Annotated in this window: 27 protein-coding genes; 9 read left to right on the plus strand and 18 right to left on the minus strand. The window is 59.9% G+C overall.

The annotated features are described in order from the left end of the window. Positions 1 to 6: 6 nt before the first annotated feature. From K0F88_RS04870 to K0F88_RS04920, 11 genes are all read right to left on the minus strand, one after another. Positions 7 to 528: a DUF2878 domain-containing protein gene (locus K0F88_RS04870; RefSeq protein WP_094470674.1), complete on the minus strand. Its 522-nt coding sequence runs from the start codon at positions 526 to 528 to the stop codon at positions 7 to 9. Then, the gene (locus K0F88_RS04875; RefSeq protein ID WP_219094350.1) at positions 521 to 1792 is read right to left on the minus strand and encodes a cyclopropane-fatty-acyl-phospholipid synthase family protein; all 1272 of its coding nucleotides are present in this window, start codon (positions 1790 to 1792) and stop codon (positions 521 to 523) included. The genes K0F88_RS04870 and K0F88_RS04875 overlap by 8 nt, the downstream gene beginning before the upstream one ends. Next, the gene (locus K0F88_RS04880; RefSeq protein ID WP_219094352.1) at positions 1779 to 2594 is read right to left on the minus strand and encodes a DUF1365 domain-containing protein; all 816 of its coding nucleotides are present in this window, start codon (positions 2592 to 2594) and stop codon (positions 1779 to 1781) included. The genes K0F88_RS04875 and K0F88_RS04880 overlap by 14 nt, the downstream gene beginning before the upstream one ends. Then, positions 2591 to 3838 (minus strand): NAD(P)/FAD-dependent oxidoreductase, encoded by a 1248-nt coding sequence (locus K0F88_RS04885; protein ID WP_219094354.1) that lies wholly within the window; start codon positions 3836 to 3838, stop codon positions 2591 to 2593. The genes K0F88_RS04880 and K0F88_RS04885 overlap by 4 nt, the downstream gene beginning before the upstream one ends. Then, a complete protein-coding gene (locus K0F88_RS04890; protein WP_219094356.1) occupies positions 3835 to 4617 on the minus strand; it encodes an SDR family oxidoreductase in 783 nt (260 codons plus the stop codon). The genes K0F88_RS04885 and K0F88_RS04890 overlap by 4 nt, the downstream gene beginning before the upstream one ends. Next, positions 4614 to 5036 (minus strand): nuclear transport factor 2 family protein, encoded by a 423-nt coding sequence (locus K0F88_RS04895; protein WP_094470679.1) that lies wholly within the window; start codon positions 5034 to 5036, stop codon positions 4614 to 4616. The genes K0F88_RS04890 and K0F88_RS04895 overlap by 4 nt, the downstream gene beginning before the upstream one ends. Continuing rightward, a complete protein-coding gene (gene phrB, locus K0F88_RS04900) occupies positions 5029 to 6474 on the minus strand; it encodes a deoxyribodipyrimidine photo-lyase (RefSeq protein ID WP_219094358.1) in 1446 nt (481 codons plus the stop codon). Before phrB ends, K0F88_RS04895 begins: the two co-directional genes overlap by 8 nt. Positions 6475 to 6485: 11 nt before the next feature. Continuing rightward, the gene (locus K0F88_RS04905) at positions 6486 to 7427 is read right to left on the minus strand and encodes a MerR family transcriptional regulator (RefSeq protein ID WP_219094360.1); all 942 of its coding nucleotides are present in this window, start codon (positions 7425 to 7427) and stop codon (positions 6486 to 6488) included. Beyond that, positions 7427 to 8389, minus strand: coding sequence for a DUF523 and DUF1722 domain-containing protein (locus tag K0F88_RS04910; protein WP_219094362.1), 963 nt, complete (start codon positions 8387 to 8389; stop codon positions 7427 to 7429). The genes K0F88_RS04905 and K0F88_RS04910 overlap by 1 nt, the downstream gene beginning before the upstream one ends. A 215-nt stretch (positions 8390 to 8604) precedes the next feature. After that, positions 8605 to 8820, minus strand: coding sequence for a TIGR02450 family Trp-rich protein (locus K0F88_RS04915; protein WP_094470682.1), 216 nt, complete (start codon positions 8818 to 8820; stop codon positions 8605 to 8607). After that, complete coding sequence (locus tag K0F88_RS04920; RefSeq protein ID WP_219094363.1) at positions 8817 to 9803, minus strand: NAD(P)/FAD-dependent oxidoreductase; 987 nt, start codon at positions 9801 to 9803, stop codon at positions 8817 to 8819. The genes K0F88_RS04915 and K0F88_RS04920 overlap by 4 nt, the downstream gene beginning before the upstream one ends. A 196-nt stretch (positions 9804 to 9999) precedes the next feature. On the opposite strand from K0F88_RS04920, the gene K0F88_RS04925 reads away from it, so the two are divergent. Together K0F88_RS04925 and hemH are read left to right on the plus strand one after the other, a co-directional pair. After that, positions 10000 to 10902 carry a TIGR01777 family oxidoreductase gene (locus K0F88_RS04925; protein WP_219094365.1) on the plus strand — a complete coding sequence of 301 codons (903 nt, stop codon included), beginning with the start codon at positions 10000 to 10002 and terminating at the stop codon, positions 10900 to 10902. A 13-nt stretch (positions 10903 to 10915) separates the two neighbouring features. After that, positions 10916 to 11941, plus strand: coding sequence for a ferrochelatase (hemH, locus tag K0F88_RS04930; RefSeq protein ID WP_219094367.1), 1026 nt, complete (start codon positions 10916 to 10918; stop codon positions 11939 to 11941). Positions 11942 to 11987: 46 nt separating this feature from the next. Here hemH and K0F88_RS04935 read toward each other — a convergent pair whose 3' ends face one another. Further along, positions 11988 to 13262 (minus strand): uracil-xanthine permease family protein, encoded by a 1275-nt coding sequence (locus tag K0F88_RS04935; protein WP_131059474.1) that lies wholly within the window; start codon positions 13260 to 13262, stop codon positions 11988 to 11990. 2 nt (positions 13263 to 13264) lie between these two features. Further along, positions 13265 to 13903 (minus strand): uracil phosphoribosyltransferase, encoded by a 639-nt coding sequence (gene upp, locus K0F88_RS04940; RefSeq protein WP_219094370.1) that lies wholly within the window; start codon positions 13901 to 13903, stop codon positions 13265 to 13267. 175 nt (positions 13904 to 14078) lie between these two features. On the opposite strand from upp, the gene K0F88_RS04945 reads away from it, so the two are divergent. After that, positions 14079 to 14636 (plus strand): hypoxanthine-guanine phosphoribosyltransferase, encoded by a 558-nt coding sequence (locus K0F88_RS04945; protein WP_219094372.1) that lies wholly within the window; start codon positions 14079 to 14081, stop codon positions 14634 to 14636. A gap of 4 nt (positions 14637 to 14640) precedes the next feature. Beyond that, positions 14641 to 15114, plus strand: coding sequence for a WbuC family cupin fold metalloprotein (locus tag K0F88_RS04950; RefSeq protein ID WP_219094374.1), 474 nt, complete (start codon positions 14641 to 14643; stop codon positions 15112 to 15114). A 9-nt stretch (positions 15115 to 15123) separates the two neighbouring features. Here the strand turns inward: K0F88_RS04950 and dauA are convergent, their stop codons facing one another. Next, the gene (gene dauA / locus K0F88_RS04955) at positions 15124 to 16845 is read right to left on the minus strand and encodes a C4-dicarboxylic acid transporter DauA (protein WP_094470690.1); all 1722 of its coding nucleotides are present in this window, start codon (positions 16843 to 16845) and stop codon (positions 15124 to 15126) included. Positions 16846 to 16996: 151 nt separating this feature from the next. Here dauA and K0F88_RS04960 point away from each other — a divergent pair, with 151 nt between their 5' ends. Both K0F88_RS04960 and K0F88_RS04965 read left to right on the plus strand, forming a co-directional pair. After that, entirely contained in the window at positions 16997 to 17482 is a 486-nt protein-coding gene (locus K0F88_RS04960; RefSeq protein ID WP_219094376.1) for a hypothetical protein, read from the plus strand. 63 nt (positions 17483 to 17545) lie between these two features. Continuing rightward, positions 17546 to 17833, plus strand: coding sequence for a PA4642 family protein (locus K0F88_RS04965; RefSeq protein WP_219094378.1), 288 nt, complete (start codon positions 17546 to 17548; stop codon positions 17831 to 17833). Between the two features lie 200 nt (positions 17834 to 18033). Here the strand turns inward: K0F88_RS04965 and mqo are convergent, their stop codons facing one another. Together mqo and K0F88_RS04975 are read right to left on the minus strand one after the other, a co-directional pair. Then, positions 18034 to 19542 (minus strand): malate dehydrogenase (quinone), encoded by a 1509-nt coding sequence (gene mqo, locus K0F88_RS04970; protein ID WP_219094380.1) that lies wholly within the window; start codon positions 19540 to 19542, stop codon positions 18034 to 18036. Between the two features lie 737 nt (positions 19543 to 20279). Further along, positions 20280 to 20513, minus strand: a complete 234-nt coding sequence (locus tag K0F88_RS04975) for a hypothetical protein (RefSeq protein ID WP_094470694.1) — start codon at positions 20511 to 20513, stop codon at positions 20280 to 20282. A 205-nt stretch (positions 20514 to 20718) separates the two neighbouring features. Here K0F88_RS04975 and K0F88_RS04980 point away from each other — a divergent pair, with 205 nt between their 5' ends. Further along, on the plus strand, positions 20719 to 21303 hold the full coding sequence (locus tag K0F88_RS04980; RefSeq protein WP_219094382.1) for a YajG family lipoprotein: 585 nt from the start codon (positions 20719 to 20721) through the stop codon (positions 21301 to 21303). A 178-nt stretch (positions 21304 to 21481) separates the two neighbouring features. On the opposite strand, the gene K0F88_RS04985 is transcribed toward K0F88_RS04980, so the two are convergent. Then, positions 21482 to 21688 (minus strand): hypothetical protein, encoded by a 207-nt coding sequence (locus tag K0F88_RS04985; RefSeq protein ID WP_010458215.1) that lies wholly within the window; start codon positions 21686 to 21688, stop codon positions 21482 to 21484. Positions 21689 to 21880: 192 nt separating this feature from the next. Here K0F88_RS04985 and K0F88_RS04990 point away from each other — a divergent pair, with 192 nt between their 5' ends. Continuing rightward, positions 21881 to 22159: a hypothetical protein gene (locus K0F88_RS04990; RefSeq protein ID WP_094470696.1), complete on the plus strand. Its 279-nt coding sequence runs from the start codon at positions 21881 to 21883 to the stop codon at positions 22157 to 22159. A 231-nt stretch (positions 22160 to 22390) separates the two neighbouring features. On the opposite strand, the gene K0F88_RS04995 is transcribed toward K0F88_RS04990, so the two are convergent. Beyond that, a complete protein-coding gene (locus K0F88_RS04995; RefSeq protein WP_219094384.1) occupies positions 22391 to 23557 on the minus strand; it encodes a 1-acyl-sn-glycerol-3-phosphate acyltransferase in 1167 nt (388 codons plus the stop codon). A 139-nt stretch (positions 23558 to 23696) separates the two neighbouring features. Here K0F88_RS04995 and K0F88_RS05000 point away from each other — a divergent pair, with 139 nt between their 5' ends. Continuing rightward, a complete protein-coding gene (locus tag K0F88_RS05000) occupies positions 23697 to 23879 on the plus strand; it encodes a CPXCG motif-containing cysteine-rich protein (protein ID WP_010458210.1) in 183 nt (60 codons plus the stop codon). Positions 23880 to 23887 lie beyond the last annotated feature (8 nt).

A 23887-nucleotide genomic window follows, 5' to 3' on the forward strand; every position in this document is an offset into this window, starting at 1 on the left:
GCTGTGTTAAAGGCCTGACGGACGCTTGACCGCAATGTCCGCCGCCAGCCGTTGAGCCATGAAATGCAGGGTGGGAAACAGCACGGCCCAGAGCAGGCTGATGCCCAGCAGCGTGGGCACCTGACCGTAAGGAAACTGCACGCCGGCCAGTTGTCCACCGGCGTAATACGACAACGGCCCACCCACGGCGCCCAGCAGGCTGCCGAGCCACCAAGGTGTGGCGGTCCATTGCAGGCAGTGGCGCAAAGTGGTTGCCAGTAACGCCCACAACAGCATCAGCCACAGCGGGATCAAGGGCGCGACGTCGGCGAAATCGAACACACCAAGCCAGCGCAACGAACTGTCGACGGTGGTGCCCAGCAGCACAACGCTGAGAATCAGTCGGCCTTCATCCGCCCAGCGACTTATCCACAGCAGATGAATCACCAGTGCCGCCAACGCCACCAGCAACCATAAACTGTCGCCGCCCATCACACAGGCAAACCAGCCGAGCTGAAACAGTGCGGCATTGGCCAAACGCTCACGCATCGAAGCGCCCCAGCAGCGGCGCGGGCATTGCCGACGGTTTGGCCAGCAGCATTTGCGCGGTGCCAATGGTGCGCTCCAGAAATCCCCCTTCGCAGTAGCACAGATAAAACTCCCACAACCGCAGGAAATAATCGTCGTAGCCCAACTCGCTCAAGCGCCCCTGGGCTCGGCGAAAATTCTCATGCCACAGGCGCAGGGTTCGGGCGTAGTGCAGGCCGAAATCCTCCATGTGCAGCAAATTCATGTCGGTGTCGCGGCCGATGACTTCCAGCATCTTCTGCACACAGGGCAGGGCGCCGCCAGGAAAAATGTAACGCTGAATGAAGTCGACGCTGCCCTTGGCCTGTTCGTAGCGCTGTTCGCGGATGGTGATCGCCTGCAACAGCATCAAGCCGTTGCTTTTGAGCAACTGCGCGCATTGCTTGAAATAGACCGGCAGGAAGCGGTGACCAACGGCTTCGATCATCTCGATCGACACCAGTTTGTCGTACTGCCCGGTGAGGTCGCGGTAATCCTTGAGCAGCAGCGTGACCTGGTCTTGCAGGCCAAGGGCTTCGATGCGTTGGGCGGTGAACGCGTACTGTTCTTTGGAAAGCGTGGTGGTGGTGACCTTGCAGCCGTAATGCTGAGCCGCGTAAAGCGCCATGCTGCCCCAGCCAGTGCCGATTTCCAGCAAGTGATCACTGGGTTTGAGCGCGAGTTTCTGGCAGATCCGTTCAAGCTTGTTCAACTGTGCCTGTTCCAGGCTGTCTTCGTCCGTCAGGAACTGCGCGGCGGAATACATCATGGTGGGGTCGAGAAACTGTTCAAACAGGTCGTTGCCCAGGTCGTAGTGGGCAGCGATGTTTTTCTGCGAACCCTTGCGCGTGTTGCGATTGAGCCAGTGCAGCGCTTGAACGAAGGGGCGGCCGAGTTTCGCCAGGCCACCTTCCAGCGCATCCAGTACCTCAAGGTTGCTGACAAACACGCGAACCACCGCGGTCAGGTCCGGTGAACTCCAATAACCGTGGATAAACGCTTCGCCAGCGCCGATCGAGCCGTTACCCGCCACCAGTCCCCACGCGGCCGCGTCGAGGATAAGGATCTCCCCGATCAATGGGCTGCCTGCAGTTCCGAAGACATGCCGTTCGCCGTTTTCGACGACCACCAATTGTCCATGTTTGAGCTGCGTCAGTTGCCGCAGTACACCACGGCGCAGCAACGATCCGGTCAGGCCGTTGGTGCTGAGCAGATTGACTTTGGCCGAGGCGCTAGAGGATTTCATGATGGTGATCCTTGGGAGGAACGATGGCGGTTTGAACGCTGCCATCGGCAGCCTGATGAGCAAATATCGGTGCGCGCTTGAGCAGTAGGCGCAGGGCCTGCCAATAGATCGCCAGGCAGGTTTTCGCCGTCATCCATGGAAAGCGCCGCAAGTAACGGTGCAGGCTGGTGCGATCCAGTGCCTGGCGTTTCAGGTTGAGCGTGGCGTCAAACAGTTTCAGTTCGCCCTGCCAGTCCGCCATGTGCACGCCGAGCTTTTTCGCGGCGGGGCTGAAACTCATGCGGTATTCCAGGTCCATCGGCAAAAACGGCGAGACGTGAAACGCCTTCGCCACCGCGAAATGCTGATGGAAATCGCCCAGATTCACCGGGGCCTTGGCCGGCAATACATAGTGATGACGCTCGCGCCACGGGGTGTTGGTGACTTCGCAAAGAATCGCCGCCAGTTGCCCGTCAGCCTCATGGCAGTAGAAAAAACTCACCGGGTTGAACGACACGCCCCAACTGCGCGGCTGGGTCAGCAGGCAGATCGAACCTTGGGGCGCATGACCGATGGCCTCGCCGACGAGCTGGCGCACCGCGTCAATCAGGCGCATGCCGCTGCCGGTATAGGCCTTGAGGTAATCGCTCTCGCGAAACGAGAACGCTGCGAAGCGACTGTTGCCCGAGAACGGCGACAGGCCGAGCACGGCCTCCTGTTCGTCGAGGTCCAGGTACAACAGACCGATCCGGTAACGGAAGGCATGAGGCTTTGGGGCGAACCGCCGATGGGCGATCCAGCCGCTGTAGAGGGCGCTGTTCACAACACTTCACCAAACGAGCGCGCAACGCGCAACGCGCTGACCACGCCGTCCTCATGAAAACCGTTGGCCCAATAGGCGCCGCAGTAATAAGTGTGTTGCGCGCCGTCCAGTTCCTCCCAACGGCTTTGTGCGGCGACGGCTGCCAGGCTGAATTGCGGATGGGCGTAAGTGTATTTGGCGAGCACTTTGAAAGGGCTGATGCCGGCGCTCTGGTTGAGGCTGACGCAGAACGTGGTGTCGCTCTGGATGCCTTGCAGGATATTCATGTCGTAGGTGACGGCGGCCCGTGTGTGGCCCGGGCCACCGAGGCGGTAATTCCAGCTGGCCCACGCGAGTTTTCGGCTGGGCAGCAGGCGTGTGTCGGTGTGCAGCACCACTTCGTTGTCGGCGTAGGGCAGGGCGCTGAGGATCGATTGTTCGGTATCGCTCGGCCTGGCCAGCAGTTTCAGGGCCTGATCGCTGTGGCAGGCAAACACCACTTTGTCGAATCGCTCGCTGCCGGCGGCGCTGTGGATAACGACGCCTTCCTCATCGCGCTCGACCCGGGTCACCGGGCAGTTGAGACGGATTTTCTCTTTGAAGGTTGCCGTTAAAGGCTCGATATAAGCACTCGAGCCGCCTTCGATCACCCGCCATTGCGGGCGATTGCTGACGGACAGCAGGCCGTGATTCTTGAAAAACCTGACGAAGGATTGCAGCGGGAAACCGAGCATGTCGGCCATGGACATCGACCAGATCGCCGCGCCCATCGGCACGATGTAATGCAGGATGAAGCGTTCGCCATAGCGGCCGTTTTTCAGATAGTCGTCCAGCGTGGTGTCGGCGGCGATCCGACCCTCGGCCAGGTCACGCTGCGCTTCTTTGTTGAAGCGCTGGATGTCGCGCAACATGCCCCAGAAGCCGGGTGACAACAGATTTCGACGTTGGGCGAACAGGCTGTTGAGGTTATTGCCGTTGTATTCCAGGCCCGAGTCTGGATCCGTCACTGAAAAACTCATTTCAGTCGGCTTGGAGCCCACGCCAATCTGGCCGAGCAGACGAATGAAATTTGGGTAGGTCCAGTCGTTGAACACAATGAAACCGGTGTCAACGGCGTAGCGCTGGTCATCCACGGTCACGTCCACGGTGTGGGTGTGCCCGCCGATCCAGTCGCTGGCCTCGAACAGGGTGATCTCGTGCCTGCGATTGAGCAGGTAGGCGCTGGTCAGCCCTGAAATTCCGCTGCCGATGATGGCAATGTTCACGGCACATCCCGGATCGGTGGGCTGCTGCGTACCATGCGTTTGCCGATCGCCAGTTTCACGCAATTGGGCATTTTTGACAGGGGCCAGAGGGCCGCCATGAACAGCCCCGGGAAGGCAATCTCCAGGGGGCGGTTCTTGAGTTTGGCGAAGATGTGCCGGGCGGCTTTGGCAACGGGCCAACTGAGTGGCATCGGGAAATCGTTTCTCGCCGTCAGCGGTGTTTCGACAAACCCCGGGCTGACCACCGTGACTTCGATGCCTTCCGGCGCAAGGTCAATGCGCAGGGATTCGAACAGATAACGCAGCCCGGCCTTCGACGCGCCATAGGCTTCGGCCCGTGGCAGCGGCAGGTAAGTTACCGAGCTGGCGACGCCCACCAGGTGCGGTGCGGTGCCTTTGCGTAACAGGGGCAGCGCGGCCTCGATGCAATAGGCGCTTGCGAGCAGGTTGGTGCGCACCACGTGCTCGACGATCGACGAGTCGAACTGCTGGACGTCGACGTATTCGCAGGTGCCGGCATTGAGAATCACCGTGTCCAGCGACCCCCAGGCATAGGCGATTTGTTCGCCGATTTCGCGCACCGTCTGGCTGCTGGTCAGATCGCCAGGCACGACCAGCACTTGCCCGGGATAACGCAGGGACAAGACTTTCAGCACCGCTGTGGAGCGCGCGCTCACGGCCAGATGAGCACCGGTTTTCAGTATTTCTTCGGCCAGCGAAGCGCCAATACCGCTGCTGGCGCCCGTCAACCAGTACCGCCGTGGAGGTGTAAGGCTCATCCCATTCTCCTTTTCAGCCAGGCAATCGCCCGGCCCAATACGGGTAAATGTTCGTAAAGCAGTGCCCCGGCATCGAAGTAATCCCGGTGGCGATAAACCTTGTCCCGCCAGAGCAGGTGCGAGCAGCCGTCGACGTGAATCAACTGGCCGCCGCTCAGGCGCGGATGGCGGTAACTCATGACCCAGCGCAGATACCCTTCGCCTTCACCGATCTGGTCGAAGCCATGAAAATCAAAACGCAGCTCGGTGACGTTGGCGTAGAGCTCGGCGAAATAACCGCGCAACTGTCCGAGCCCTTGCACTTCGTGCAGCGGATCGGTGAAGTGCACATCTTCGGCGTAGAGCTCATCGAGGCGTTGTAAATTGTCTTTGTTCAACTGTGCGAACTGCCCGGCAAAACGCTGCAGGAAATCACTCATGGGCGCCTCCCGCATCGTGTCGCGATGGCAGATTCTTGAACGCGGCCAATGCACGTTCGCGGGACTTACTTAGATTGACGATTGGCGATGGATAATCCGCCACGCCGAACAGACCGCCGACGTTCGCCGGGTTGTGCACATCTTTTTTGTTCAGTCCGGCCAGTTGCGGCAGCCAGTGCTTGATGAACACGCCTTCGGCGTCGAATTTCTCCGATTGGCTCAGCGGATTGAAAATACGGAAATAAGGGGCCGAGTCAGTGCCCGTGGACGCACTCCACTGCCAGCCGCCGTTGTTCGCCGCCAGGTCGCCGTCGATCAAGTGGCGCATGAAAAAGCGTTCTCCTTCGCGCCAGTCGATCAGCAGGTTCTTGGTCAGGAACATCGCCACCACCATGCGCAAGCGGTTGTGCATCCAGCCGGTTTCGAGCAATTGGCGCATCGCCGCATCGATGATCGGCAGGCCGGTACGGGCTTGCTGCCAGGCCAGCAGTTCTTCCGGGGCGTCGCGCCAGGCCAGGGCTTCGGTCTCCGGGCGGAAGGCGCGGTGACGCGAGACCCGTGGGTAGCCCACTAGGATGTGTTTGTAGAACTCGCGCCACAGCAACTCGTTGATCCAGGTTACCGCGCCCACCTTGCCGCTTTCGAACTCGCCTTGATTGCTGTGCAGGGCGGCGTGCAAACACTGGCGTGGGGAAATCACTCCGGCGGCGAGATAAGCCGAGAGCTGGCTGGTGCCGGGTTTGGCCGGGAAGTCGCGCTCGCTTTTGTAGTAGTCGATGTGTGCGTCGGCGAAGGTGTCGAGACGGCGGCGGGCTTCAGCTTCACCGGCTGGCCAGAGCGTGCGCAGGCTGTCACTGGGCGTTTCGAACCCTTCAATGCTCGAAGGAATGTCGTCACTACTTATGGGCAGTGGACCCTGTACCGCCGGTGCTGGCACCCGTCCCGGAAGAGAGCGGTGCAGACGTTCGTAACAGACTTTGCGGAACTGACTGAAGACCTGAAAGTAAGTACCGGTCTTGGTCAGCACGGTGCCCGGTTTGAACAGCAGTTGATCGAGGTAGCTATAGAAGTCGATGCCATCGGCCTTCAACGTTTCGGCGACCGCCGTATCGCGACGGCTTTCATGAACCCCGTACTCCTCGTTGACGTGCAACGCCTCCACGTTCAACTGCTGACACAGATTGAGCAGAACTTTCGGCGCGTCATCCCAGCGAGGGGCGTGGCGAACCAAAAGGGGAATGTTCAGTTCGCCCAGCGCGTCGCTCAGTTCACCCAGATTGCGCAGCCAGAAATCCACTTTGCACGGCGCGTCATCGTGTTCCAGCCATTGCGCCGGGCTTAACAGGTACACCGCCACCGTCGGGCCGCGAGCGGCGGCAGCCGAGAGGGCGGTGTTGTCGTGCAGGCGCAAGTCGCTACGCAACCAGATCAATTGCATGGAAGTGTCCATTAAATAAGCCCACGCTTGACCAGTTCCTGGTGAGCCGATAACGGGTCCTCAGCCAGAAACAAATCAACACTCTCAGACGTTTTTGCGGACAGCTCGGCGTGGTGAATGCATACCGTTGGCCCGGCAATTATTTTTGGGCAGCTGACGCCATTCAAAAGTTTCGGCAGCTGCGAAAGATTCATGGCTTTGCTGGAATACAGCAGTATGCCGCGGGCTTGCAGGTGATCGACCGCCAGCGCGAGTTCGCCCGCCGGCAGCGGCCAGTCGAACACTTCGACCGGGCAATCGGCGCTGCTGATTAGCCACGCGGTCAGCCACAGGCAAGGTTCCAGTGGCAGGTCTGAATGGTTGATCAACAACAATGGCGCGGAGCGTAACTGACGGTTGTTATGGTAGATGCGTGCACCGAATTTGCTGCGCAGCCAGGAAAAGAAAAACACCCGCTCCATCTGCGCGCCAAACTGGCCCTGCCAGCGTTGCTCCAGTTCCGCCAGCAACGGCATCAGCAGTTGTTCGCACAAGGTGCGCGGCGGATACAGCGCCATGGCTTGATTGACGGTGTCATCCAGCGTGCGTTCATTGAGTTGGGTCACCGCTTGCAGCAGCGTTTGGCCCAGCACTTGCCAATCGTTTTCGACTGTTTCGGTAAAGGCCTGTGGGGTGTCGAGCAGTTGCTTGACCTGGCTGACGGCCACGCCGCGATTGAGCCAGGTAAGGATGGTCAAAATCCGTTGCACATGTTCGGCAGAGAACAGGCGATGCCCCTTAGGCGTGCGCTGGGGCACGATCAGCCCGTAGCGTCGTTCCCAGGCACGCAGGGTCACGGCGTTCACGCCGGTCTGGCGCGCCACTTCGCGAATCGGCAACCAGCCTTCGTCCAGGGCTTTCTTGAAGTCGGCGCCGAGGTCTTCGCTGGCACTGGTGTCGATTGGGCTTTTCATTAGATGGCGTTTCGCAGGCTGAGGTTTTCCGGGTGCGGCTGAAGGTAAACCTGCTGCGCGATATACGGATCCGGGTGTTGGCGGAAATAGTGTTTGAGCAGCGTCAGAGGCACCACCAGCGGCACGATGCCGTGTCGGTACTGGCCGATGACGTGCTGCATTTCCTGCTTGTCTTCAGGGCTGATGACTTGCTTGAGATAACCGCTGATGTGCTGCAGGACGTTGGTGTGGGTGCGGCGCGTGGCGCATTTTTTCAATGCCGCCATCAGCTCGCTGAAATAACGCGGGCCGAGTTCCGCAGGATCGGTCTGGCCCATGTTGCCCAGCAGGTTGCCCAGGGTTTTGTATTGCACCGGGTTATGGGCCATCAGCAGGTATTTGTAGCGCGAGTGAAAGTCCGTGAGGCCGCGTCGTGTCACCCCCTCTCGCAATAATTGCTGCCAGGCGCTGTAGGCGAACACGCGGGTGAGGAAGTTTTCGCGCAACACCGGGTCGTTGAGGCGGCCATCTTCTTCCACCGGCAAGTCGGGGTGCAGGGCGCAGAAGGCCTGGGCGAAGATGCCGCGCCCACCTCCGTCCACCGGCGACCCGTTGGCCTGGTAGACCTTGACCCGCTCGAGCCCGCAGGAAGGGGATTTCTGCATGAAGATGTAGCCGCAGATATCGTCCAGCTCCGCAGCCATTTTCTGACCGTACTCGGCGAGCGGCGCGGTGACGTTGGTCTCGCGGTTGATGGTGCCGACTGCTTCGGGATGTTCGGGGTCGCCGATCAGGCGGATCGGTTCGCGAGGAATGCCCAGGCCAATGGCGACTTCCGGGCACACCGGTACGAACTCGAAATAGTCGGTGAGGGTTCGGCTGCACAGGCGCGATTCCTTGTGCCCGCCGTTAAAACGCACTTCCGCGCCCATCAAGCAGGCGCTGATGGCGATTTTCGGTAGAGTCGCTGGCTGTACATGCATCGGAACACCTCGAATCCAGACCTGTACAGAGTGGTAGCTCTGTACAACTTTATCTTCATCATAGATTCAAAGGTGTACAAGTCAAATTGTTTGTATAGGTTTTCGAGGGGAATGCATTCCCTTGTGGGAGCGAGCCTGCTCGCGATAGCGGTAAATCAGGCGATACAAGGGTGGCCGACACACCGCATTCGCGAGCAGGCTCGCTCCCCCAGGAACTATTTCCAGCCGAGTATCCAGCCGTCGCTATCTTTCAGCGATTGCCATGGGAGACGCTCACTGCGTTGGGTCAGCACCGCCTGCAACTCGACGTCCAGCACCGTGCCTTCCTCATCCCGGAACAGCTCGGTCACCAGAAAATGTTTTTCGCGGTTTTGCGGGTGGGCTGCTGTCCATTTCGACAGCAGCAATTTACTCGGATTGATTCTATTCACTGCAAGTGCTCATGCAACCGTCGTGCTGCTTCCTGGCCACTGAGCCAGGCGCCTTCGACACGCCCGGACAAGCACCAGTCGCCACACACATACAAGCCCAGATCGGCATCGGCCAGAGCCCCCCATTCGTGACTGCTGGCGGGACGGGCGTAGAGCCAGCGGTGGGCGAGGCTGAAAGTCGGGGCGGGCATGGCGCTGTGCAACAGCTCGGCGAACGCACCGTGCAGTTGTTCGATCACCGCCTCTTTGGGCAGGTCGATATGTTGTCGGCTCCAGGCGCTGGTCGCATGCAGCACCCACGTGTCCAGGGTGTTGTCGCGCCCGGGTTTGCTGCGGTTTCGCGCCAGCCAGTCGAGCGGGCTGTCCTGCACGAAGCAGCCTTCCATGGGGGTATCCAGCGGCGTATCGAATGCCAGCGCCACCGCCCAGGTCGGCTCCATTTTCACTCCGGCGGCGGCCCCGGCGAGTTTCGGTGCGGAGGCCAGCAGTGCCGTGGCTTGAGGCGCCGGTGTAGCGATCACCACGTGACTGTACGGACCATGGGTGAAGCCCTCGGCGTCTTGCAGGTGCCAGTGTTCTTCACCGCGATACACCTCGGTGATCCGGCAGGCGAAATGCACTTCCAGGTCGCCGAGCAGGCCGCGAGTGATAGCGCTCATGCGCGGTGTGCCGACCCAGCGTGTCTGTTCGTCCGGCGACAAGTTGAGCTGGCCGCCGTGGAAGGTGTAGAGCTGCGGCGTCCACTCGGCGACCCAGCCGTTGGATTGCCAACGCTGGACCTCGGTGACGAAACGACGGTCGCGGGCAGTGAAATACTGCGCGCCCATGTCCAGAGCACCCGCATCGCTGCGCTTGCTCGACATGCGTCCGCCACTGCCGCGACTTTTATCGAAAAGTTGAACGATGTGCCCGACTTCTGTCAGGGCCTGGGCGGCTGAGAGCCCGGCGATGCCGGTGCCGATGATTGCGATGGGTACAGTCATAGGGGCCTCGTTTACCTTTCTGTACAGACTACGCCGTGGTTTAAACCTGTACAATATTATTTTTTGGTATAACTTTTAGCGTTCTCGATCTGACAGCTTGGCCTATTGTTAAACACAGACACTGCCCGATATCAAAGATCCCTGCTTATAAAAATAGACTAGTGATCAGGGTAAAACGCCACGCGAGGAAGAAGTCATGCACATATTGCTGACCGGCGGTACTGGTTTGATAGGACGTCAACTCTGCCGACACTGGTTGAGCCAGGGACATCGACTGACTGTCTTGAGTCGCTCACCGGAAAAAGTCGCGAAAATCTGCGGTGCCCAGGTTCGTGGCATCGCGTTGCTCGAAGACCTCGGGCAAGAACCGGTGGACGCGATTATCAACCTGGCGGGCGCACCCATTGCCGACCGGCCGTGGACCACCAGACGCAAAGCCTTGCTCTGGAGCAGTCGCATCACCCTGACCGAAACCTTGCTGGCCTGGCTCGAGACCCGCCAGCAGAAACCACAGGTGTTGATCTCGGGTTCTGCCATTGGCTGGTACGGCGACAGTGGTGAGCGGGAGCTGACCGAATCGTCTCCTCCATCCATTGATGATTTCGCCAGTCAGTTGTGTATTGCCTGGGAAGAAACCGCCCAGCGTGCCGAGGCCATGGGTATTCGGGTGATTCTGATTCGAACCGGTTTGGTGCTGTCTGCCGAGGGCGGCTTTTTGTCGCGGCTGTTGCTGCCGTTCAAACTGGGGCTGGGCGGGCCTTTGGGCAGTGGTCGGCAATGGATGCCGTGGATTCATATCAACGATCAAATCGCCCTGATTGATTTTCTTCTGCATCGCAATGACGCGAGCGGTCCATATAATGCCTGCGCGCCTAAACCGGTGCGCAACAGCGAGTTCGCCAAGACCTTGGGCGGCGTGCTGCACCGGCCGGCGTTCATGCCGATGCCGGCCCTGGCCTTGAAAGTGTGCCTGGGCGAGTTATCACTGTTGTTGCTGGGTGGCCAGAAGGCCGTACCGGCGCGCTTGCTGGAAGCGGGTTTCACTTTCCAGTTCACCGATTTGCGCGCGGCCCTGGACGACCTGTCCAGCCGCCTCTGAAATAGGACGTTGCATGACCGATCACGCATTGCTTCTGGTTAACCTGGGTTCACCTGCCTCCACGTCGGTGGCGGATGTGCGCAGTTACCTCAATCAATTTCTGATGGATCCCTACGTGATCGACCTGCCATGGCCGGTGCGACGCTTGCTGGTGTCGCTGATCCTGATCAAGCGTCCTGAGCAGTCGGCGCACGCCTATGCGTCGATCTGGTGGAAGGAGGGCTCGCCGCTGGTGGTGCTCAGCCGTCGCCTGCAGCAGGCCATGACTGCGCAGTGGACCCACGGGCCGGTAGAGCTGGCGATGCGTTACGGCGAGCCGTCGATTGAGACAAAACTGCTCCAGCTGGCGGCCCAGGGCCACAAAAGCATCACCCTCGCGCCGCTTTATCCACAGTTCGCCGACAGCACTGTGACCACGGTGGTCGAAGAAGCCAAGCGGGTGCTGCGCGAGAAAAACCTCAATGTGCAGCTCTCGATTCTCCAGCCGTTCTACGATCAACCGGAATACCTTGATGCCCTGGTGGCCAGTGCCAAGCCGCATTTGCAGCAGGATTACGATCACCTGTTGCTGAGCTTCCACGGTTTGCCGGAGCGGCACCTGAAGAAGATCGACCCTACCGGTCACCATTGCTTCCAAAGCGATAATTGCTGCCAGAACGCTTCGCCAGAAGTATTGGCGACCTGCTATCGCGCCCAATGCCTGCGCACGGCGTCGGAGTTTGCCAAGCGCATGGGGCTGGCGGACGGCAAGTGGTCGGTGTCGTTCCAGTCGCGTCTGGGTCGGGCCAAGTGGATCGAACCCTACACCGAGGCGCGCCTCGATGAATTGGCCGGAATGGGCGTGAAGAAAGTGCTGGTGATGTGCCCGGCGTTTGTTGCCGATTGCATCGAGACGCTTGAGGAAATCGGTGATCGTGGGAAGGAATTGTTCCGCGAGGCGGGGGGCGAGGAACTGGTGCTGGTGCCGTGCCTCAACGATGATCCGCAGTGGGCGCGGGCGTTGAGTGCCTTGTGCGAAAGGGCGCCGTTGGCGCTTTAAACTGTGGTGAGGGGGCTTGCCCCCTCACCACTGGGTGAGTCGTCTGTTACAACAACGGCTCATCCGCCTTCTTGTGCTTCCAGCTGTCATTGCCCGGCAGCAGCAGATTCAGCCCGATCGCCACCACCGCGCACAGCGCGATGCCTTTGAGGCCGAAGTCGTCGGGGCCGGTGCCTGTGCCGACCAGCACACCGCCAATCCCGAACACCAGCGTCACCGAGACAATCACCAGGTTGCGCGCCTCGCCCAAGTCGATCTTGTGGCGAATCAGCGTGTTCATCCCCACCGCAGCGATCGAACCAAACAACAGGCACAGAATCCCGCCCATCACCGGCACCGGAATGCTTTGCAGCAGCGCGCCGAACTTGCCGACGAACGCCAGGCTGATGGCAAAGATCGCCGCCCAGGTCATGATTTTCGGGTTGTAGTTCTTGGTCAACATCACCGCGCCCGTCACTTCGGCGTAGGTGGTGTTGGGCGGGCCGCCGAACAGGCCGGCTGCGGTGGTGGCAATGCCATCGCCGAGCAGGGTGCGGTGCAGGCCGGGTTTCTTCAGGTAATCACGACCGGTCACGCTGCCGACGGCAATCACCCCGCCGATATGCTCGATGGCCGGCGCCAACGCTACCGGAACGATGAACAGAATCGCCTGCCAGTTGAACTCCGGCGCGGTGAAGTGCGGAATCGCAAACCACGGTGCCGCGGCAATCTTCGCGGTGTCGACGACGCCGAAATAGAACGCCATGGCAAACCCGACCAGCACGCCGGAAATGATCGGCACCAGGCGGAAGATGCCTTTACCGAACACTGCGACGATCAGGGTGGTGAGCAGCGCCGGCATCGAAATCAGCATGGCAGTCTGGTAATGAATCAGCTCGGTGCCGTCGCCAGCCTTGCCCATTGCCATGTTGGCGGCAATCGGCGCCATGGCCAGGCCGATCGAGATGATCACCGGACCAATCACCACCGGTGGCAGCAGACGGTCGATGAAACCGGTGCCTTTGATCTTCACGGCCAGGCCGAGGAAGGTGTAGACGAAACCCGCCGCCATTACGCCGCCCATGGTCGCTGCGAGGCCGAACTGGCCCTTGGCGAGAATGATCGGGGTGATGAAGGCAAAGCTCGACGCCAGGAACACCGGCACCTGACGCCCGGTGACGATCTGGAACAGAATCGTCCCCAGGCCGGCGGTAAACAGCGCCACGTTCGGGTCGAGGCCGGTAATCAGCGGCATCAACACCAGGGCGCCGAAGGCCACGAACAGCATCTGTGCGCCAGACAGCACCGTGCGCCAGAGCGGATCGTTGAACTCTTGCTGCATGCTCAAGCGTCCTTCTGCTTGGTGCCGAAGATCTTGTCACCGGCATCGCCCAGGCCTGGGATGATGTAACCGTGTTCGTTGAGTCTTTCATCAATGGAGGCGGTGTAGATCATCACGTCGGGGTGCGCTTTGCCTACAGCGGCGATGCCTTCCGGCGCGGCGACCAACACCATGGCGCGGATGTCGCGGCAACCGGCCTTTTTCAGCAGGTCGATGGTGGCGACCATGGAGCTGCCGGTGGCGAGCATCGGGTCGATGATCATCGCCAGGCGTTCGTTGATTTCCGGAACCAGTTTTTCCAGGTAGGTGTGGGCCTGCAGGGTTTGTTCGTTGCGGGCCACGCCGACGGCGCTGACTTTGGCACCCGGGATCAGGCTCAGCACGCCTTCGAGCATGCCGATACCGGCGCGCAGGATCGGCACCACGGTGATTTTCTTGCCGGCGATTTTCTCCACCGACACGGTGCCGCACCAACCTTCGATGTCGTAGGTTTCCAGCGGCAGGTCTTTGGTGGCTTCATAGGTCAGCAGGGCACCGACTTCCTGAGCAAGCTCACGGAAATTCTTCGTGCTAATGTCGGCGCGGCGCATGAGGCCGAGTTTATGGCGGATCAGCGGATGGCGGATCTCGAGGATGGGCATGGGAAAGGCTCCGGCGGCGGGCAAAAAAACCGGCCTAGATTAATCTATCCGAGGGTGTTGTCCTATAGACATACAGTACGTTAGTCCACAAACGCTTGATCTGGCCTCGCTTGATGCGTACCTTTGCCCGCTTTTCCCGAACCGTCCCTCCCTTTACCATCCCCTGGAGAGCGCCATGTCCGCTGATCTCGAGCATATCCGTCAAATCATGCGAGAGGCTGACTGCCTGTACACCGAAGCTGAAGTCGAGGCGGCCATCGCCCGCGTCGGTGCACACATCAACGAACAGCTGGCTGACAGCAACCCGGTGGTGTTCTGTGTGATGAACGGCGGCCTGATTTTCGCCGGCAAGCTGCTCACCCATCTGCACTTCCCGCTGGAAGCGTCCTACCTGCATGCCACCCGTTATCGCAACGAAACCAGCGGCGGTGACCTGTTCTGGAAAGCCAAGCCGGAAGTTTCGTTCCTCGACCGCGACGTGCTGATCATCGACGACATCCTCGATGAAGGGCACACCCTGGGCGCGATCATCGATTACTGCAAACACGCCGGCGCGCGCAAAGTGCACACCGCCGTGCTGATCGACAAGGACCACGACCGCAAGGCTCGCCCGGACCTGAAAGCCGATTTCGTCGGCCTGCCGTGCATCGACCGTTACATCTTCGGTTATGGCATGGACTACAAAGGCTACTGGCGTAACGCCAACGGGATTTTTGCTGTTAAAGGAATGTAAGAGCATGGCCACGCCGAGCTTTCTTGATCAAACGCTGTTCACTGAATTGGCCGAGAAGGCAGCGGCCAACCCGCGTGGACGCCAGCACCACAACTTTCATCAGATGGAAGACGCTTGCCATCGCATGGCGGTGGGGTTGCAGCCGTCCACGTACATCCCGCCTCATCGGCATCTGGGGGACAACAAGGCTGAAACCTTGTTGGTCCTCAAAGGGCGGCTTGGCGTGTTGATCTTCGACGAGTCCGGCGTGGTGGTGAGCAAGCACGTCCTGCAGGCTGGTGGCGACTGTGTGGGTGTCGACCTGCCAACCGGTGTGTTTCATGGTTTGGTGGTGCTGGAAGCCGACAGCCTGATGTTCGAGTGCAAGGCCGGCCCTTATCGCCCCGTCGGTGAAGGAGAGCTTGCTCACTGGGCACCGCGCGAAGGCGAGCCTGGTGTGGCTGAATATCAGGCGTGGATGCGCGCGCAGTTTGATTGAGCCGTGCGCTCAATTTTCCCCGGCCAGCCAGCGCTCGCTTTTGCGACGAGCCTGTTCCAGGTTGTTCACGTAGGCCAGCTGACGCTGTTCCCGATGGATGCCCGCGCGCCTGAGCTTCAGGCGCACCCGGGGAGCGGTCGCCACCAGAATCAGGCCGATGCCGTCCGTGCGGTAATCCCTCAGGATATTGTCGAAGGCCGCCAGCGCCGTCATGTCCAGCATCGGCACGGCGCTCATCTCGACGATCACCACTTTGACCTCCGGGCTGAATTTGCGTAGCACCCCCAGCGCTTTTTCAGCTGCGCCGAAGAACAGCGGCCCGCGTATCGCATAGCAGCGAACGTGCTCCGGCATGTCCTGCAAGGCTTGATGGAAGCCGCGAGGCAGTTCGGCAGTGTCGGTGAGATCGCTCATGCGCTTGATAAACAACCCGGCGGCCAGCAGCAGGCCGACGGCGACGGCCATCACCATGTCGAACAATACCGTCAGGCTCAGGCAGGTCAGCAAGACCAGCACATCGCTGCGAGGCGCGATGCGCAAGGTATGCAGCACGTGCCGGGCCTCGCTCATGTTCCACGCCACCATGATCAGCAATGCTGCCAGTGCAGCCATCGGCAAATAGCTGAAAAGCGGTGCGAGGACGAGTATTGCCATCAGCACCACGGCGCTATGAATAATGGCGGCCAGTGGCGAAAAGGCGCCGCTGCGCACGTTGGTGGCACTTCGGGCAATGGCCGCCGTGGCGGTAATGCCGCCGAACAACGGTGCGATCAGGTTGCCCAGACCCTGGCCCAGCAGTTCTGCGTTGGGGTCGTGTTTGCTGCCGGTCATGCCATCCGCCACTACCGCACACAACAAGGATTCGATGGCGCCGAGCATGGCAATGGCGAACGCCGGCGCCAGTAACTGACGGATCAAATCGTAAGACAGGTGCAGCGGCTGGCCGTCGGGGCCGGGTAGATTCCAAGGCCAATCGAAGCTTGGCAGGAACGGCGGAATGCCGGGATGGCTGACGCCGTCGACCATATAGCTGAAACGCTCTCCCAATGTCGCCACCGCCAGCCCGCCGTGCTCCAGCGCCAACCCCAAGAGCGCACCGATGGTCAGCGCCACCAGATGCCCCGGAATCCTCGGCACCCACCGTGGCCAGATAATCAGAACGGCCAGGCAGGTGAGGCCGATGATCCCGTCCCCTAGTCGGGCGCTGGGCAACGCCAGAATCAATACGCCCAGCTGTTCGATGTAGTGTTCTGCCTGGCCGGCGGTGTTCAGGCCCAGCAAATCCTTCAATTGCAGGGTGGCAATGACAATGCCGATCCCGGCGGTAAAGCCCAGGGTGACCGGGTACGGAATGTACTGAATCAACCGCCCGGCTCGAATCAGCCCCAAGGCAATGAGGATGACGCCGGCAAGCATGGTGCAAAGCAGCAGGCCGCCCAGGCCATATTGTTGGGTGATGGGCAGCAGAATGACCACGAACGCAGCGGTCGGCCCACTGACATTGAAACGCGAACCGCCTGTCAGGGCGATCAGGGGCGCGGCGATGAGTACCGTATACAACCCTTGCTGGGGCGGTACACCTACGGCAATCGCCAGGGCCATGGCCAGCGGGATGGCGATAATCCCTACCGTCACCCCGGCACTGATGTCGCCGCGTAAGCGCCTGAGGGTGTAGCCGGCGCGCCAGGTCTGACGCCAGGCCGCGAACAACGGGGGGACGGAGAACGTCATGCACACTCCCTGGAAGACGATGCACTGTTGAGCGACGGCTGGAAGCTCGTCCAGCATCGCCAGCTTCGTACTGCGAAGTATTGACCCATATCGCCAATTCGCGCGGTTGATCCTCATGCTAGAGTGCTCGGCCTCGCCTTCGGAGCCCGTCATGAGCCTTTTGACCCGCAGCTGCGTCGCCCTGTTGCTGACCCTTAGCCTGCCTCTGGCGGCCGCCCCGGCGCCGATGCACGCGCAGTTCCTGCCGCCCGACGACCTGACCCTGCGTGACGCGGAGCCCGAGCAGCAACAGCTGTTGCAGGTCACCGAGTATTCGGTGGTGGTTGGTAGCCAGCGTCAGTCCAATCAACAACCGATTCCGGTCACGTCCCCGGTGATGATCCGTCTCAAGGGCAAATCCTTGAACAAGGGCGCGACCATCAGCCAGGTGTTGGTCAATTTCGACGGTGAAAGCAAAAGCCTGAAAAAGCCGATCTACGACGAAAAAAGCAAAACACTGACGCTGTTTTACCCGATGGCGCAGTACCGGGTGGTGATCGACCTGTTGCGCAATGACACGGTGTATTGCCAGTTCCTCAGTTACGCCAACGGCCATGTCTGGGCCGATCTGCACACGGGCGCTGTTCGTCCGCGTTGAGCCTTGTGCCCGGGCAGGGGTAAACTGCCCGCCCCGTGAAATGTCTGCGAGCTGGAGTCGGCAATGCGTAAAGATAAGAAACAAGTGATTGGTGACGAGATCGGTGATGAGCAGATCAAGTTGTTTCTCGATTTCGAGCCGGTCGACGCCACTTCGCCGTCCCTGCACAAATTGATCAAGGCTTACCGTGGCCTGCGCATCGATGACTTCGAGCGGTTCCTGACGTTCTTCGTCGCAGCCGGTTTTGATCTGGACGGCAAGGACGAGCACGGCAATGATTTTGTCGCGGTGATCAAGGATCAGCGCAACGCGCCGGATTATATCGAGCTGATCGAAAAGGCTCGTGGCTAAGACCTTTTCATCCGACGAAAAAACGCCCCGCTTTTGTAGGAGCCGGCTTGCTGGCGATAGCATCACCTCGGTGTTATCCGACATACCGAAGTGATGTTATCGCCAGCAAGCCGGCTCCTACACAATCAGATTCGTCGTGTAACAGGCACAAAAAAACGCCCCGCTCTCACTGAGAACGGGGCGTTTTTCATGCGGCCGAATCAAGCGTAGCTTTCGGTCTCGTTACTGGCTTCAACCAGTTCCAGGGCAACGTTGTTGTGCGCATTGATCTTGCGATACAGCGCAGCGTCGGTTTCCAGAACCTTTTCCCGAGCCGGGAAGATTTCCGCCAGTTTGGCAGCCCATTCGCCGGACGCTTTGTTCGGGAAGCATTTTTCGATCAGCTCAAGCATGATTGAAACCGTCACCGAAGCGCCTGGTGAGGCGCCGAGCAGGGCAGCAAGGGAACCGTCCTTGGCCGCGACCAGTTCGGTACCGAACTGCAAAACGCCGCCCTTTTTCGGGTCCTTCTTGATGATCTGCACCCGTTGGCCGGCCACTTCCAGGCGCCAGTCTTCGGCTTTCGCTTCAGGGTAGAAGCGACGCAGGGAGTCCAGACGCTGCTCCATCGACTGCATTACTTCGCTGACCAGGTACTTGGTCAGGTCCATGTTGTTTTTCGCCACGGCCAGCATCGGGCCGATGTTGCCGGCGCGAACCGACATCGGCAGGTCCATGAAGGAGCCATGCTTGAGGAACTTGGTGGTGAAACCGGCATAAGGTCCGAACAGCAGGGACTTCTTGCCATCGACCACGCGGGTGTCCAGGTGCGGCACCGACATCGGTGGCGAACCCACTGCCGCCTGGCTGTAGACCTTGGCCTGGTGATGCTTGACCACTTCCGGGTTGTCGCAACGCAGCCACTGGCCGCTGATCGGGAAGCCGCCGAAGCCTTTGCTTTCTTCGATGCCCGACGCCTGCAACAGCGGCAGTGCCGCGCCGCCAGCACCGAGGAAGACAAACCTGGCGTCGACTTCACGGGTGTTGCCGCTGTTGACGTCCTTGATGCTGACAGTCCAGCCGCTGCCGTTACGCTTGAGGCCAGTTACGCGCTTGCAGTACTTGACCTGGGCATCGGGTGCGCTGGTCAGGTGCTTGAGCAGTTGATTGGTCAGGGCGCCGAAGTTGACGTCGGTGCCGTTCATCACGCGGGTGGCCGCGACGACTTCGTCAGCTGGCCGGCCCGGCATCATCAACGGCATCCACTCGGCCATGGTGGCCTTGTCTTCGGTGTATTCCATGTCCGAGAAGGCGTGGTGCTTGCTCAGGGTCTTGAAGCGTTCCTTGAGGAAGGAAACGCCATCATTGCCCTGCACGAAGCTCAGGTGCGGCACCGGGCTGATGAATGTCTTGCACGAGCCGAACGTGCCCTTTTTGGTCAGGTAGGACCAGAACTGCTTCGACACTTCAAACTGGGTGTTGATGTGCACGGCTTTCTTGATGTCGACGCTGCCGTCGGCCGCCTGCGGCGTGTAATTGAGCTCACACAGCCCGGCGTGACCGGTACCGGCGTTGTTCCACGGATTCGAACTCTCCGCGGCACCGGAATCCATCAGCTCGACGACTTCCAGCTTGATCGCGGGGTCGAGTTCTTTGAGCAGTACGGCAAGGGTGGCACTCATGATGCCGGCCCCAACCAGTACTACGTCGACTGCTTCGTTATGCGCCATTTAACGCGTCTCCAAAATCTGCAGCACCAAATTGTCGGCATGGCTGCCAGGTGTTCCGGGGCGTGTCAGTGATGCCCCAGGTACCCATGGCAGTGTTGCCATGTCCGAATCTTCGCAATTTTTCGCAACTTCGACGGATGCATGCGCCGGGCCTAAAGAGTTACATGAACTCATCTCAGCGCGCGGCTGGCAATTCGACTTATGGTCGAGACATCCGTTTGTGCAACCAAATCCGTAGCGGACAGGCTTCAGGCTCCGGTGTTCGAGGAGTACTCGGTCCTGTGTCGTTGGGCTGTTTCAGACGCTAATGGTGCATGTTCAGACGCAAAACTATTCATTTGCTCGCCACACTCTTGTGAAGTTGTGAAAACCCGTTTTTTTCACGCTCTTTTGAAGACGTGAACCTCAAAAAAGGGCTGTCCCAGGCTGGCACTGTGCCCGGATGGAATGCCGTCATGGGGTACATGACAGGCAAAACGGGCAAACAGCTCAGTGACCGAGCGTAATGACAGCTCTGCAGATTCGCGAAAAGTGGGGTTTTTGCTCAGGGAACAGCAAGCGCGCCAGCTTCACTCGATCTGTGTGGGCGGCTCTCTGTGGGCGGTGCGGGGTGCCAATACCGAAGCATTGACGATGCTGCGAGGCCCGATCAGGAGACGTCCTTATAATCGGGGGGAGATTGTATCTAAGAAACGCAGGGAAATGGACGTGTTTAATGACTTTTATTAGGCGTCTGGTCAGGTGGTCAACAGATGTTGCACCCGTGCGCGTGGCTGGCGGGTGCTCACGCGTGCGCTAGGCGGCAGCGGATGGTGCAGCCAGTTGAGGCGGATTTCTTCGATTTCGACCCAGCCATCGCCCATCGGCTGGAGGCTGCACTGCTTGAACGCCTGGCAGTGGCCGTTGCGGTCGAGCAGGGCAAAGCAGCGGTGTAACGGGCGTGGCGCGAACAGCGAGATGAGATAACGCATGGCGAAGTACCTTGTGGGTGACCTGCTGAGAAGATTGCCAACGAGCCGTGACGTGCAAGTGTATGGGTGGTGACAGATGTGTGACAGGAACCGGTTTCCCAAGGGTTTGTCAGACATTTCAGTATTCACTGTGAGGTGCTAGTTACCCGCAGTGGCCCACCGCTATACTGCGCGCCTGTTTGTGCCTGATTCTGGAGAGAAGAGCATGTTGCAACGCCTGTTGTTCGGTTTGATCACTGTGACCAGTTTGACCCTCGTCGGCTGCGCCCACAGCCCGCAACAACTGAACCCTGAACCCAAGCTGACGACTCAGCTGGCGCCGGTCGGCCATGGTCAGCCGGTTGTGGTGCGTGTGGTGGACGGTCGTCCGTCGCCAACCCTGGGCACCCGTGGTGGCTTGTACCCCGAGACCAGCGCGATCACCGTGCAGGGCGCGCAGATCCTGCCGAAGTTGCAGGCACAGGCCGAGGCGGCCGTGCGGTTGCTGGGGTTTACCCCGACCTCGAATGCGCTGAATGCTCCGCAGTTGACCGTGACCCTGGCCGAGTTGAAGTATCAGTCGCCTAAAGAAGGCATGTACGTGACTGAAGCGACCATCGGCGCAACCTTCCGCTCGGATGTGCAGAACGCCAACCGTCGCTACAGCGGTCGTTACGGCGCATCCCTGGACCAGCGTTTCGGCATGGCGCCGAACCAGGAAACCAACACCAAGCTGGTCAGTGATGTGTTGAGCGATGCGTTGACGCGTCTGTTCAAGGACCCGACGATTGGTCAGATTCTCAGCGAGTAACCTTCGCGAGATTCAAAAGCCCGGTGCCAGCAATGGCCCCGGGCTTTTTCATGCCTGCTGATTACCGATTACCTGTAGGCGCGAGGCTTGCCCGCGAACGCGGTGTGTCAGGCAACATCACTGTTGGATGTTCCGCCGTCTTCGCGGGCAAGCCTCGCTCCTACAGGGGCTGGTGGGGTCAGGCCGCTTGTGAATAGAAATCCAGCACGCTCACACCGGTCAGCAAATCCGTCTCCGGCAAATCCGCATGTTGATGCCCACCCAATGCGCAATAAACCAGCCAGTGGCGGTCCTGAACGTTAAAGGCGAGGCTTCCCACGAGATTTTGTTGTTCGTCACTCTGGGCGATGAGGTAGAGGCGGTCCTGGTTTTCGGCGTGCAGCATGACGGTTTCCGTGTCAGTTTCGAGGGCCGCCAGACTGGCGTATTCAGATGACGGAGCCGTGACACAGGGCAGCATTTGGTCAGATGGTTCGTTATTTGTCGGAAAGGCAGGGCAGGGGGGCAGGCTTTCGGTAGAATCCGCGCCGCAGTCGCCGGTTCGGCGTCTGCCACACCTGTTTTGCCGAGGTCCGTGATGTCGTTGCATTTGATTTCGCTGTTCACCCACCATCCCGCCAAGTTGATCAACCTGCTGGCCTTGCTGTTGGCCTTCCCGGGCGGCTGGTTGCTGCATGCCACGCGTCGCCGTGAACAACGCGCCATGGCCAGCCTGGTCGCCCAGCGTCAAAGCCGCCCGAACGAAGAGCCCATCCTGGATTGGGCCACCTTGCGCATGAACCGGTTCTTCTATCGCTTTGGCTTCGCCTGCCTAGGGCTGGCGTTGCTGGTGTCGTGGATCAGCACCCGGTTCTGAAACTGTGACGCAGAACCCTGTGGCGAGGGAGCTTGCTCCCGCTGGGCTGCGAAGCGGCCCCAAAACCAGCCATCCTTGTAGCGTCAGGCAAACCGCGAGCACCGATGTTTCGACTGCTGCGCAGTCGGGCGGGAGCAAGCTCCCTCGCCACAGGTACAGTGCCTTGCCCACCTACCGCATCAAGGCGAATAAAAACGGCGCCTCGAAGGCGCCGTTGTTGTATCCGGGCAATTACAGCGGCAAACCAGCCTTGACCCGGTACTGATTACGCACCGGCGTCGCATATTGCAGCACCAGATACGGACGATGTTCCTCAGGGCAAGCCTCCAGACGACGTTGCCATTCTTCCTGGGCCTTGGCCAGTTCGTCGGCCGCAAACACCTCGGCGGCCTTTGGCACGTGCAATTGCGGATCGGCGTCTTTCCACTGGGCGTAAGCCAGGTAATGCACCGGGAATAACCGGTAGCCGCCGAGGATCTGCCGGTCCATCTCGATCGCCAACTGCTTGGTGTCGTCAAACAGTTCGGTGATTGGCGCGGCGAAGTTCACGTGCACCCGGCCCTTGTAGCCGGTGATGCCCTTGGCAATGCTGACGTCGTCCTCGCCCGGGACTTTGGTGTAGCTGCCGGTGGTGGCGCGGATGAACAACTCGCGAGCCTTGGCCTGGTCGCACGGGTCGTATTCGTAGCTGATCGACACCGGGCTGACGTTGAGCGAGCGGATGACTTCGCCGAACGGCTCGTCCTTGCGGCTCATGTGGAACATCTTCAGGATCGCCGACTCGGTGCGGTCGTCGCCGTCCTTGGCCCGGCCTTCGGCCTGGGCGATCCAGATGGAGGCGCAATCGTTGCGGATCGAGTGGTTGATGTAAGCCGACAGCAGCTGATACGCCGCCATCTTCTCGCGGCGCCCGGTGATCGAACGGTGCACGATGAAGCTCTTGTTCAGGCGCATCAAATCGCTGACGAAGGGCTTTTGCAGCAGGTTGTCGCCGATGGCGATGCGCGGTGTTGGCAGGCCGGCGTGGTATACGGCGTAGTTGACGAAGGCCGGGTCCATCACGATGTCGCGGTGGTTGGCGATGAACAGGTAGGCGCTGCCGGACTTGAACTGCTCGACGCCGGTGTACGTCACACCGTCCGTGGCTCGTTCGATGGTGTGGTCGACGTACATCTCGACTTTATCCTGCAACGTCGCCACCGAGGTGACGCCGGCGAACTCACGGCGCAGCCGATGAGCTATAAGAGGTTTGAGCGCCCAGCCAAAGGCACCGGCAAAACGCGGGAAGCGGAAGTGGATGAGGATATCTAGAAACGCCTTGTCGCCGAGCAGTCGGTCCAGCACCGCCGGGACTTCGCTGTCATTGTAAGGTCGGATGGCATCGAATTCGCCCATCATGCTCTCTTGTTAGAAACGGCTAGGGTAAGTAAAGGTTTTGATCGAAAACCAACGGGGCACGGTCTGAAAAAGTAGCCAGACAAAAATAGCCCTGCAAATAGACCGGCGATTATACGCACAAGTCACTTGGGAGACCGCGATGCTGGAACCTGCGTTGTATGAATGTCCGTATTGTGGTGAAGAGGTCGAGACGACGGTGGACCTGTCCGGTGGCGATCAGACCTATATCGAGGACTGCCAGGTGTGCTGTCGGCCGATAACGTTCGTGTTGCAGGTAGACGGAGAGGAATGGCATCTCGAAGTGTTCAGCGAAAACGAGTAAGGGGCGTC

This window comes from Pseudomonas sp. UMAB-40, assembly GCF_900095275.1.
Lineage (GTDB): Bacteria > Pseudomonadota > Gammaproteobacteria > Pseudomonadales > Pseudomonadaceae > Aquipseudomonas > Aquipseudomonas mandelii_B.